14 protein-coding genes are annotated in these 10,499 nt (G+C 59.8%); 7 read left to right on the top strand and 7 right to left on the bottom strand.

All coding sequences use genetic code 11. The annotated features are described in order from the left end of the window. Positions 1-25: 25 nt before the first annotated feature. Together P3T24_RS07795 and P3T24_RS07790 are read right to left on the bottom strand one after the other, a co-directional pair. The gene (locus P3T24_RS07795; RefSeq protein WP_429433537.1) at positions 26-550 is read right to left on the bottom strand and encodes a universal stress protein; all 525 of its coding nucleotides are present in this window, start codon (positions 548-550) and stop codon (positions 26-28) included. A gap of 60 nt (positions 551-610) precedes the next feature. Further along, on the bottom strand, positions 611-883 hold the full coding sequence (locus P3T24_RS07790) for a hypothetical protein (protein WP_429281115.1): 273 nt from the start codon (positions 881-883) through the stop codon (positions 611-613). Between the two features lie 299 nt (positions 884-1,182). Here P3T24_RS07790 and P3T24_RS07785 point away from each other — a divergent pair, with 299 nt between their 5' ends. The 4 genes from P3T24_RS07785 to P3T24_RS07770 all read left to right on the top strand — a co-directional run bounded on the left by P3T24_RS07785 (position 1,183) and on the right by P3T24_RS07770 (position 5,262). Further along, complete coding sequence (locus P3T24_RS07785) at positions 1,183-2,568, top strand: glutamate decarboxylase (protein ID WP_278499002.1); 1,386 nt, start codon at positions 1,183-1,185, stop codon at positions 2,566-2,568. 27 nt (positions 2,569-2,595) lie between these two features. Beyond that, positions 2,596-4,125: an amino acid permease gene (locus P3T24_RS07780; RefSeq protein ID WP_429433535.1), complete on the top strand. Its 1,530-nt coding sequence runs from the start codon at positions 2,596-2,598 to the stop codon at positions 4,123-4,125. Between the two features lie 227 nt (positions 4,126-4,352). Continuing rightward, positions 4,353-4,997: a sensor histidine kinase gene (locus tag P3T24_RS07775; RefSeq protein ID WP_429433533.1), complete on the top strand. Its 645-nt coding sequence runs from the start codon at positions 4,353-4,355 to the stop codon at positions 4,995-4,997. Beyond that, positions 4,960-5,262, top strand: coding sequence for an ATP-binding protein (locus P3T24_RS07770; RefSeq protein ID WP_423803331.1), 303 nt, complete (start codon positions 4,960-4,962; stop codon positions 5,260-5,262). The genes P3T24_RS07775 and P3T24_RS07770 overlap by 38 nt, the downstream gene beginning before the upstream one ends. A 215-nt stretch (positions 5,263-5,477) precedes the next feature. Here the strand turns inward: P3T24_RS07770 and P3T24_RS07765 are convergent, their stop codons facing one another. Beyond that, a complete protein-coding gene (locus P3T24_RS07765; protein ID WP_278498998.1) occupies positions 5,478-5,690 on the bottom strand; it encodes a hypothetical protein in 213 nt (70 codons plus the stop codon). Between the two features lie 198 nt (positions 5,691-5,888). Between P3T24_RS07765 and P3T24_RS07760 the strand changes: the two genes are divergently transcribed. From P3T24_RS07760 to P3T24_RS07750, 3 genes are all read left to right on the top strand, one after another. Then, positions 5,889-6,476: a BPSL1445 family SYLF domain-containing lipoprotein gene (locus P3T24_RS07760; RefSeq protein WP_278498997.1), complete on the top strand. Its 588-nt coding sequence runs from the start codon at positions 5,889-5,891 to the stop codon at positions 6,474-6,476. 57 nt (positions 6,477-6,533) lie between these two features. After that, on the top strand, positions 6,534-6,680 hold the full coding sequence (locus tag P3T24_RS07755; RefSeq protein WP_278498996.1) for a DUF3096 domain-containing protein: 147 nt from the start codon (positions 6,534-6,536) through the stop codon (positions 6,678-6,680). A gap of 69 nt (positions 6,681-6,749) precedes the next feature. Next, positions 6,750-7,574 carry a PRC-barrel domain-containing protein gene (locus tag P3T24_RS07750; RefSeq protein WP_278498995.1) on the top strand — a complete coding sequence of 275 codons (825 nt, stop codon included), beginning with the start codon at positions 6,750-6,752 and terminating at the stop codon, positions 7,572-7,574. Between the two features lie 79 nt (positions 7,575-7,653). On the opposite strand, the gene P3T24_RS07745 is transcribed toward P3T24_RS07750, so the two are convergent. The 4 genes from P3T24_RS07745 to P3T24_RS07730 form a co-directional block, all read right to left on the bottom strand. Next, positions 7,654-8,373, bottom strand: a complete 720-nt coding sequence (locus tag P3T24_RS07745) for a Crp/Fnr family transcriptional regulator (protein WP_278498993.1) — start codon at positions 8,371-8,373, stop codon at positions 7,654-7,656. 281 nt (positions 8,374-8,654) lie between these two features. Beyond that, the gene (locus P3T24_RS07740) at positions 8,655-8,822 is read right to left on the bottom strand and encodes a hypothetical protein (RefSeq protein ID WP_429433528.1); all 168 of its coding nucleotides are present in this window, start codon (positions 8,820-8,822) and stop codon (positions 8,655-8,657) included. Positions 8,823-8,845: 23 nt separating this feature from the next. Then, positions 8,846-9,022 (bottom strand): CsbD family protein, encoded by a 177-nt coding sequence (locus P3T24_RS07735; RefSeq protein WP_278498992.1) that lies wholly within the window; start codon positions 9,020-9,022, stop codon positions 8,846-8,848. Positions 9,023-9,159: 137 nt separating this feature from the next. After that, complete coding sequence (locus P3T24_RS07730; RefSeq protein ID WP_278499033.1) at positions 9,160-10,449, bottom strand: NRAMP family divalent metal transporter; 1,290 nt, start codon at positions 10,447-10,449, stop codon at positions 9,160-9,162. Positions 10,450-10,499: the final 50 nt, after the last annotated feature.

Below are 10,499 nucleotides of genomic sequence, written 5' to 3'. Positions count from 1 at the left end.
AAGGCACGGCAAGTTTTTGAGAGCCTTATCGGGGCAGTTCATGCGTCGCCGCGGCTACTTCGGTCTGACCAGGTTTGGCCGCGTTCGCGACTGTGGCTTGCGCTTGCCGGCTCGGCACCAGCAGCACCGGAAGGCTTGCGCTACGCACGACGCGTTCCGCCACGCTGCCTAGAAACAGACGCTTGAACCCCCGGCGCCCGTGCGTGCCGAGCACCAGCAGGTCCGCATTGAATTCGTTGGCCGAGATGCGGATCCGCTCCGAAATGTCCTCGCCGACTGGCGCGACGTCGACAATACGCGGCACGCCGGCCACGTTCTCGTGCTTCATCCGCGCCAGTGCATCGGCCAGCAACCGCTTGCCTTCCTCAACGGAGGCATCGCGCAGGATCTCAGGATCGTAGCCGGACGCGTCATACGCCATCAACGGGTTGTCAACGACATAGAGCGGCTGCAACTGCGCGTCGTTATCGCGTGCGAGCTGCAGCGCGGTGTCGAACGCATGTTCAGACGTTTCGCTGCCGTCGATCGCTACTAGAATGCGTTTATACATGGCGGCCTCGAAGAATTCGTTCAGACGGTGGGCACCGTCGCGGGATTGGATTGCAGGCGCTCAGAGCGCCGTAGCCTGAACCTTGCCGTCGACAATGTCCTTGCCAAACTGCATGGCAAGGTCGATCGCATCGTCGAAACTGGCGGGGCTTACAGCGTTGAAGACTGTCGCGTAGCGGCGTGCGTCTGCTTCGTTCGATGGGATGGTGTCGATCCGCACCACGGAAGAAAAGCGCCTTGCACCCTTGGCATACGGATCGCCGAAAGGCGGGAACTGCTGGCTGGCATAGGCACGTAACTCGTGTCCGTTGTATGTCGCGGTGGGGATGATCATGATGACGGGCTCCTTGATGAGCGGTTGGTTGCGTTGAGCTCGGTCCGGATATCGACGGCGTAGCCACCGATCGGAAACAGCACATTGAATGACACCACCTTGCGCTCAATAGCGGCGTAATGCAATGAACAGATTACTTGAAATGCCGTAGTGCGGTACGCCACCGTACCGACTTCCTTCGGCCCTTCGCGCACCGTGTTGGTGGAAGCTTCCCCCGTCTGCTCAATATCATCATTTCACTCGCTCCGCAGTTAGCTCGCGAAGCCGTCGCACTCACTTCACAGCAGGAGTATCGCAACATGACCTTTCTTAAGTCGCCACCATCGACGCCCGATGCCGTCGCCGACGAATACGCTGCGACGATCTCCGGTTCTTCCCTACCGAAGTACCGGATCCCGGAGGGATCGTCCGACCGCCGCGCAGTATTCGATCTGGTACGCGACGAATTGTTCATGGACGGCAACTCGCGGCAGAACGTGGCGACGTTTTGCACCACTTACGCAGACGACGAAGTTCGCCGTCTGATGGATCTGTCGATCGACAAGAACATGATCGACAAGGACGAATATCCACAAACCGCAGAAATCGAAATGCGCTGTGTGCACATGCTCGCGGATCTATGGCACGCCCCGAAGTCGTGGAAGACCACCGGTTGCTCGACGACAGGATCGAGCGAGGCCTGCATGCTCGGTGGTCTCGCGCTGAAGTGGCAGTGGAAAAAGCGCAGGCAAGCGCAAGGCAAGCCGACGGACAAGCCAAACTTCGTCTGCGGTCCTGTGCAGGTGTGCTGGGCCAAGTTCGCCCGCTACTTCGACGTCGAGATGCGCCAGGTGCCACTCAACGGCGACGCGACTGGACTGCGGCCGGAAGATCTGGCCCAGTATTGCGACGAGAACACCATTGGCGTCGTTGCTACACTTGGCATTACGTTCACCTGCGTCTATGAACCAGTGAAGGCGCTGGCAGACGCATTGGACGTCTTGCAAGCCAATGTCGGACTCGACATTCCGATTCACGTCGATGCTGCCAGCGGCGGATTCGTCGCACCGTTCCTCCAGCCGGACCTGGAATGGGACTTCGGCGTGCCGCGTGTCAAATCGATCAATGCGTCGGGCCATAAGTACGGGCTCGCGCCGCTCGGGGTCGGCTGGGTAGTGTGGCGGAGCACGCAGGACTTGCCTGACGAACTGATTTTCCGGGTCGACTATCTGGGCGGCGACATGCCGACGTTTGCGCTGAATTTCTCGCGACCGGCCGGCCAGATCATCGCACAGTACTACATGCTGCTGCGGTTGGGCCGTGAAGGCTATCGGCACATCCAGCAGGAGTGTGCCGACACCGCTCAGGCGCTCGCTGACGGTCTGGCGAAGATCGATGCACTGGAGATGATTTACGATGGGCGTGGCGCCTTGCCGGCTGTCTGTTACAAGCTGAAGCATCCACAAACAGCGGGCTTCACGCTCTTCGATCTTTCCGATCAGGTCCGCATGCGCGGCTGGCAGATTGCTTCGTATGAACTGCCGGCGGGGCGCGAGGACACGATTGTGCAACGCGTGTTGATCCGACGGGGCGTGACCCGTGACATGGCGGCGATGCTGCTCGAGGACATCAGGCACGCCGTCGCTCATCTGACGAAGAACCCGGTGCCGCATTCGACTGCCGGTCCTACCTTCCATCACGATTGATCACGCCTCGTCACAGGAGCGCACGAAATGAATGACACTGTTAGCAAGGCGGTCGCTTTACCGGCCGCCAACACAGCGGATGCCGCGAAGCGCGGCCAGTATCTGAGCGTCACCTCGATCGGTCTGATGACGGCCGCCGCGGTGGTGACAAGCCTGCGTGGACTTCCTTTGCTTGCCAAGGAAGAGATGACGATGTTCGTCTACCTCGCGTTTACCGTCGTTTTCTATCTGATCCCCGCATCGCTGATTTCTGCTGAGCTGGGCGGTGCCTTTGCTGACCGCCGTGGTGGCATCTACACGTGGGTCGCGGAAGCGTTCGGTACGCGTTGGGGCTTTCTCGCGATCTGGTTGCAGTGGATTCAGAACGTCGTCTGGTTTCCCGTTGCGCTCACCTTTGGGGCGGCCGCGCTCGCCTACACGATCGGCCGTCCCGAACTGGCGAAGAACGGCACCTACGTTGGCATTTTCTGCATCGCCGCGTACTGGCTCGCGACGTGGGTCGTGCTGCAAGGCGTCGAAGTGTTCGCGAAGATTGCCAACTGGACCTTCGTGATCGGCACCATCGTGCCAGGCATCGTGCTGCTCGCGCTGCTTGGCTACTGGATTGGCAGCGGGCATCCGCTCGGCTGGCAGCACCTGAGCGACGCCGCTTTGTCGCAGGACGGCCATGCCCGCTTCTGGCCCGCGATTCACGGCTTCGGCACGATCTCGTTTCTTGCAGGGATCGTGTTGCTGTTTGCCGGCGTCGAGGTGCAAGCGGTTCATGTGATGGACATGCGCAGCCCAAGTCGCGGGTATCCGGCGGCCATTGGACTGGGCGCGCTGATTTCGGTGCTGATCTTCGCACTCGGCGCGTTGCCGATTGCCGCGATCTTGCCCTACGACAAGATCTCGCTGCAATCCGGCGTGTTCGATGCGTTCGGTGCCGTGCTTGTTGAAATCTGGCACATGGGCTGGGCGGTGTCCGCCTTGTCGCTGCTGGTCGGCGTCGGCGCAATCAGTGGCGTGCTGGCATGGCTCGGCAGTCCTTCGCGCGGCTTGCTCGAGACCGCTCATGAGGGTGAGTTGCCACCGATCCTTCAGGCAAAGAATCGCAAGGGCATGCCCACGCATATCCTGCTGGTTCAAGGTCTGATCGTGACCGTCATTTCGTGCTTCTACTTTGTGATCCGCGACGTATCGGTGGCGTTCTTCCTGATTTCCGCCATGACGATCGCGCTTTATCTGATCGCCTACATGCTGATGTATGCAGCGGCGATCCGGCTGCGCTACTCTGCGCGGGCTTTGCCGCGTCCCTTTACGGTGCCGGGCGGTTTAGCCGGCATGTGGCTGACTGCCGGAATCGGCTTTGCCGGGGTGCTGTTTAGCTTCATCGTTTCGTTTTTCCCGCCGGACCAACTACCGGTCGGTTCGCCCTGGCTTTATACGGGACTGGTCGTCTTCGGCATCGTCGTGTTCGCGGGCATTCCGTTGATCATCCACCACGTTCGCCGCAGCGACTGGGCGACTGGGCAGGATGCTCCGCCCGTTCGTCCCGCGATGATACCGGTGAAGTAGGTGCGCGCGGATCATTCGACGTGCTCCACAACTCACTGTGCGTTTCCGCCATTCGGTCGTTTTTGCTGACTGAACGCTACCGTACAGACTTACCGCAGCGTGGAGGGGACGCTTCACTTTCAACCCATGCCCACCGGTGACTGTCAGGTCGCTCTCGTGAGGCAGGTCACGGCGAATTGCCATCTATGGTTCCATCGCTCTCGCCAGGCGCGCGATTGGAGGTAGACATGTCGGCTTATTCAGGCTCTTTTCGTTGGTATGTCGGCACAGCCGATGCACCCCGCGAAGCTGTAATTGACGCAGTGATGGATCATGTGCGGCCACCATCCACCATGAGACTTTCCGGCATGCCTCAAAGCCCGAGATGCAGGTCAACGCGCTGCGCCACAAGGACGAAATCCTTGCAATGGTGGGCACATGAACTCCGTGGCCCGTTGACGCCACTGCAGTTCGCTACGAATCTTATTCGCAGAGCGTCGGCTGACCAGGCTGACGTGTTGCGGTCGGTCGATATGATCGATCGGCAAGTCACTCAGATTTCGCGGCTTGCCGATGATTTGATCGACGCGATGCGAGTCGAGCTTGGGGCGCTCCGTGTGTCCAAGGTCCCCGTCGCCATCGTCGCGGTGCTTGCGGCACCGCTGGCCGCAGCTGCGCTGGCAGCGGCGCTGCGCAAGCAGATCTTTACGGTCCAGATTTCCGACAGATCGCTGTGCGTCTACTGCGATCCCGTTCGCCTCGCACAGGCCGTGAATAATCTCCTGCACAACGCGCTGAAATACACACCCGAAAGCGGTTGTATCACAGTGAAAGTGCTCGCGGACCGCAACATTCTTGTCTTGTCCGTCAAGGACGACGGTATGGGTATATGAACTGTTCGCGCAAGCCAGCAGAACGATCGGGGCAAGTGCCGGTGGGCTAGGGGTGGGTCTTGCAGTCGTGAATGCGGTTGCTGAGTCGCATGGCGGGACTGTATCGGTGTCGAGCGCCGGCCCTGGTCGTGGCAGCGAATTTACGCTTCGAATGCCCATCGTGGGTTTGCTGGCGAGAGAAGACGCACGAGCTGATCTGACCGATGATCCTGCGCGTGCACCGCTTCAGGCGTGTGATGTTTCACTGCGAACGATTGGGGCATGAACCGAGTAACAGGAAAGATATGACATCAGTAATTTGGGGAATCGTAGGGGGAATGGTGTTGATGTTCGCCACCTCGCTTTACCGCTACATGCACCAGGCTGTTCGTTCGCCGTCTCCTGCGCTGCCCGCCAGACCGCGCGAGGACGAACGGCGGGGCTGATCGTGAAAGTCTATAGAGCAGGGCGTTTCGCGGAGCCGGATACGGAATGGGCGTGTTACCGGGCCGGTATCGCTCCACGCTCGAACTCGTTGAAGAGCTTGAGCAACCGGGCTACGCGTTTGGCACCGTCTGGCAGGAGGGCCTGCTGTGCCTCTAAAGCTGTGACGCGTTGCCGCCAGTACGGTAGCGAAAGCGGATTGCCGCGCTCGAGTAACGGTAGAACGTATTCGAGGTGGGCCAGATCTTTGGCGAAGTCATGTAGCGACATTCATTTTCCTTTGGGAGGCTGGTCAATGCCTCAGCCACAAGTTAAGCCGACTCGGGTTCGGCGTCTGCACGTTACCGTACAAGGCACAAATGAGTGTCCACGCACCGCAGATAGCCGGCAGTTTGTACGCTGACGTACCGCTTCCGGAGCCGATCAGGCGTAGTGTCGGAGTCGTTATCTGCAGAAGTGGAGGCCATCATGCTACGAAGGAAATTTCTATTCACGACACCCGGCTCGATCCTCGCAATCGGGCTTGCGGTGTCAGGTTGCACGACGACAAGTCCGTCCGACGCGAGCGGTGCACAGATGGACAAGCGACACAGCATCGACGCCGGTGTGGACTCGACCTTGGGGCGTCTCTATAACGCTGCAAACGGATCGCGCGAACTGGTTGCAAAGGCCCGTGGGGTACTGGTGTTCCCGTCCGTTATTGATGCCGGCTTCGTCGTAGGCGGCCAGTATGGCGAGGGCTCGCTGCGGGTCGGCGGGCGTACCGTCGGATACTACAGCACTGCAACGGGTTCGATCGGCTGGCAAGCCGGTGCGCAGTCAAAGGCGATTGTCTTTCTGTTCATGACGGAAGAATCGCTGGCGAAATTCCGTAACAGCGAAGGCTGGTCGGCGGGCGGCGATGCGTCGGTGGCGTTGCTGAAGATCGGTGCGAACGGCAACGTCGATACGGGTACGGCAACCGGTCAGGTGGATGCGTTCGTGTTGACCAACAGTGGGCTGATGGCGGGCGCGACGCTAGACGGCACGAAGGTCAGCCGGCTCAAAACCCTGTAACGCGAGCGGATCGGGGCTTGCATACGGCGCGTGGCGGGTGCGAGCGAGGAGGGAATTGTGCATGTGCTCACAAGTGCAGGCCCACTGGTCTCATTGATCGCCGGCATCCTGATTCTTGTGGTGCCACGTCTGTTGAACTACATCGTGGCGATCTATCTGATAGTGATTGGACTGCTCGGACTTTTCGGTAGCCACATTCATTGAACACACGTTTTCCATCTGGGAGACGACGCGGCGAATCGGCTGCCACGAAGCAGAAATGGAGTATCCAAGATGCTGCGCAACATAGAGTTCTTGCAGGGAGTCACGGTCAAGGCGCGCGACGGCGACGTCGGAACGGTGACGCAAGTCTATTTCGATGACGAAGCGTGGGGCGTTCGCTATCTGGTGGTCGAAACAGGCGACTGGCTCAGGGACCGGCAGGTGCTGATTTCACCGTATGCCGTGTCTCACTCGGATCCTGGATCAAGCGCCGTGCACGTGAAACTCACGCGGCAACAGGTGCGGGACGGTCCGAATATCGACGCGCACAAGCCCGTTTCGCGCCAGCATGAAATCCAGTACCTGCGGTACTACGGCTATCCGACGTATTGGGGAGGTGCGAACGTGTGGGGCATGGGTGCCTATCCTGCCTTCGACGGGCCATCTGCCATGGCCGCTCTGCCGTTGGGGGCTTTCCCGGTTGTCGACCCGGACCCCGAGGCCGATGAGCCGCCGGCGGACACGCATCTGCGTAGCACAGAAGCGGTGAAGGGCTACCACATCGAGACGATCGACGGCACCATCGGTCATGTTTCCGGCTTCATCTTCGACGATGAAGCCTGGGTCATACGCTATCTGACCGTCGATACGCGCAACTGGTGGCCCGGCGGAAAGGAGGTCCTGCTGGCGACCGAATGGATCGAGTTAATCGACTGGTTCGGCTCAACCGTTTCCACGACGCTGACGCGCGATGCGATCAAGCACAGCCCGGCGTACGACGATGCGATTCCAGTAGATCGGGAATACGAAACGGCACTGTGCGATTTTTACGGTCGCGAGGGTTATTGGTTGAAGGAGAAGGCGGCTTTGCCGAGTGAGCGAATGGCCGCATCATAAGCCCCGATGCCGGGGGGAATCCGGCCTTTGCAGGTCACGCGCCTTCAAGAGGGGCCGTGGCCTGTCTGTCTAACCCGCTCTAGATCGCACGTAGATCGGGCAACAGGCGATCGAATTCGCGCTTCACGACGCCGTAGCATTCGCAGACGCGCTTTTCCAGTCCAGGCCGATCCAGCACCTCGATATGACCATAGCTATAGCGGATCAACCCTGCGTCCTGCAGCTTGGTGGCGGCCTCAGTCACACCGGGGCGGCGCACACCGAGCATATTGGCGATCAGTTCCTGGGTCATCTTCAATTCGTTGGACGGCAGCCGGTCAATGCTCAGCAGTAGCCAGCGGCACAACTGCTGGTCGATCGAGTGGTGCCGATTGCAGACGGCGGTTTGCGCCATCTGGGTGATCAGCGCCTGAGTGTACCGAAGCAGCAACCGCTGCACGGGACCGGCGCGATGGAACTCCTCCTTCAGGATGCGTGCGTCCAGCCGGTAGGCGTGCCCTGCGCTTTGCACGACGGCGCGGCTGGGCGTGGTCTCTCCCCCCATAAAGAGCGCGATGCCGACGAGCCCTTCGTTGCCGACAATCGCTATCTCGGCGGACGCGCCATCTTCCATGACGTACAGCAGCGAGATAATGGCGGTGGTGGGGAAATAGACGTGATCGAGGCGGTCGCCGGATTCGTAGACGACTTCTCCCAGCGGCATATCGAGCGGCATGAGATGCGGCCCGATGCGCTGCCACTCTGCGTCGGGCAAGACCGATAGCAGGTGATTCTCTTTGGGATCATGCGATTTGGGCATCGCTATTCCTCGACATTCTGTTGAAAAACGACGCCGTTTTCGAACGATTATGCTGAAAAATCGACTGTTGAGGCCAGACTTCAACTGAGGTTCGACGTGAAGCCGGCTGAACGGTGCTTCTGTGCCCCTGCGGCATGACTTTTTAGATAATGCGATCTAGGTGACCCTTACATGATTATACGGCAGCGCCACCAGATGCTGACTTAGGCAGCAAAACTCCGCTCAGGCAGACCTCCAAGCGTTCAGTGAGTCGCACGCTCTACGCGTGCCGGCACGCAGCCTTAAGTCGCATGCATATGGGCAGCGGTTCGCTCGAGGTTAGTCCTGAAGAAGAGTAATGCGGGGTTGCTTGCGATCGGCAGACACAGCGCGAAGCGGCTCGCCGGTCGGGACGACAGATGACCGTCGTAGCCGATCCGGATGTCAGGAGCATTGTCCTCGACGGACATGACAAGTTGAGGACCTTGGAGAATTACAAGCGTTTCTTGAAACGCGCCCTCGCATTGCCGTAAGAGGCCTGTGTTTTCCCGATGACCTGTTCGACGCGACCCTTCAAGGTAATTGTCCGGTTGCCGATGGCTTTGCCAAGACCGCTGCGCAGTTTGCCGCAACATTCTCTGACCCACCCCTGTATCTGATCCTTGTTCACTGTCGCTCTCCCTGAGCGTCATATCTGTCGGAACAGGATGAACTGAATACACAGGGCAGTCGGTACGGCACCGAACCGCAGCGCAGCTGCCTCGCACTTCATGACATATTCGCAAATGCTTAAACGCTGGTTAGCGCTTACGCAAACACCGCGATCGCCATTGCTACAACGGTTATCGCCATCGTCGCGGTTGCAAGCCAACCCAGGACTCGCAGCGCCATGGGCAGGGTGAAACTACTCATGACGCCAGTACGCATGGACAGATGCATCATCGCCATCATCACTGGGACGGCAACCACACCGTTTAGCACGGCACTCCAGTACAGCGCCTTGACGGGATCGATATGGGTGAAGTTCAGCGCGACGCCGATTAGCGTTGCCGCCGCGATCACGCCGTAAAAAGCTTTTGCCCGGAGCGGAAGGCGCGCGAGGCCGACACGCCACGATAGTAGTTCACCCACCGCATAAGCGGCCGAGCCCGCAAGCACGGGAACGGTCAGCAGACCGGTGCCGATAATCCCGGCAGCAAAAATCACAAACGTGAAGGGGCCGGCCACAGCCCGAAGCGCTTCGGCCGCCTGGCCGGATGTCTGGATGTCGGTCATGCCGTGGGCGTGCAGTGTTGCCGCCGTTGTCACGACGATAAAGAACGCAATGACGTTTGATAACGCCATGCCCAGGGAGGTGTCGATGCGAATCCGCGTGAACTCCGACTTCGCTTCCCACGGCGCGTGGGTAAGTGGATGTGCGCCGGGCCGCTCGCGCTGGTCCTCGACTTCCTGTTCAGCCTGCCAGAAGAAAAGGTAGGGGCTGATGGTGGTGCCCATCACCGCGACGATCGCGACGAGATAGTCGGGGCTCGCCGATAGCGGTGGCCAGATGGTCGCCCAGCCCACTTCACGCCACGGCACCTCCACGACGAACGCGCAGATCACATAGCTGAACAGCGACAGGCACAGCCACTTCAGAACAGAGACGTAGCGCGCATAGCGTGTGAACACCTCGAGTGTGATCGAAAGCAAGCCGAAGAGGCAGACATAGAGCAACGCAGGGCCCGAAATCAGAAGCTTGAGCGCGGCACCCATCGCACCGAGATCCGCGCCCAGATTGATGACGTTCGCGGTCATCAGCATAGCGACGACACTGGTGGAAAGCCAGCGTGGATAGTGGCGGCGCAGGTTGCCGGCGATGCCATATCCGGTTACACGTCCAATGCGGGCACTGATCTCCTGAATGGCCGCCATTAGCGGATAGCTGAAGAGCAACGTCCAAGCGAGTCCGTAGCCGAACTGGGCGCCGACCTGCGAATATGTGGCGATGCCGCTCGGGTCGTCGTCGGAGGCGCCCGTAATGAGGCCGGGGCCCATTACCTCAAGCAGTTTCGGCCGTGACGGTTGTTTGATCGGATCGCGTATTAGTGTATCCATTGAAGAGCGCTCCTGGGTGTCAATGCTGCGGAAAACACGTGCATAGCGCA

Origin of the sequence: Paraburkholderia sp. GAS33, assembly GCF_050436645.1 — a bacterium.
Classification (GTDB): domain Bacteria; phylum Pseudomonadota; class Gammaproteobacteria; order Burkholderiales; family Burkholderiaceae; genus Paraburkholderia; species Paraburkholderia phenazinium_B.
The sequence above is the reverse complement of the archived record's forward strand: the minus strand, read 5'-3'. Positions and strand labels throughout refer to the sequence as shown.

Coding starts and splice junctions, on each gene's coding strand:
- P3T24_RS07730 (WP_278499033.1), bottom strand. CDS start 10,449: ATGGATACACTAATACGCGATCCGATCAAACAACCGTCACGGCCGAAA.
- P3T24_RS07790 (WP_429281115.1), bottom strand. CDS start 883: ATGATCATCCCCACCGCGACATACAACGGACACGAGTTACGTGCCTAT.
- P3T24_RS07775 (WP_429433533.1), top strand. CDS start 4,353: ATGTCGGCTTATTCAGGCTCTTTTCGTTGGTATGTCGGCACAGCCGAT.
- P3T24_RS07745 (WP_278498993.1), bottom strand. CDS start 8,373: ATGCCCAAATCGCATGATCCCAAAGAGAATCACCTGCTATCGGTCTTG.
- P3T24_RS07785 (WP_278499002.1), top strand. CDS start 1,183: ATGACCTTTCTTAAGTCGCCACCATCGACGCCCGATGCCGTCGCCGAC.
- P3T24_RS07780 (WP_429433535.1), top strand. CDS start 2,596: ATGAATGACACTGTTAGCAAGGCGGTCGCTTTACCGGCCGCCAACACA.
- P3T24_RS07760 (WP_278498997.1), top strand. CDS start 5,889: ATGCTACGAAGGAAATTTCTATTCACGACACCCGGCTCGATCCTCGCA.
- P3T24_RS07795 (WP_429433537.1), bottom strand. CDS start 550: ATGTATAAACGCATTCTAGTAGCGATCGACGGCAGCGAAACGTCTGAA.
- P3T24_RS07750 (WP_278498995.1), top strand. CDS start 6,750: ATGCTGCGCAACATAGAGTTCTTGCAGGGAGTCACGGTCAAGGCGCGC.
- P3T24_RS07740 (WP_429433528.1), bottom strand. CDS start 8,822: ATGTCCGTCGAGGACAATGCTCCTGACATCCGGATCGGCTACGACGGT.
- P3T24_RS07765 (WP_278498998.1), bottom strand. CDS start 5,690: ATGTCGCTACATGACTTCGCCAAAGATCTGGCCCACCTCGAATACGTT.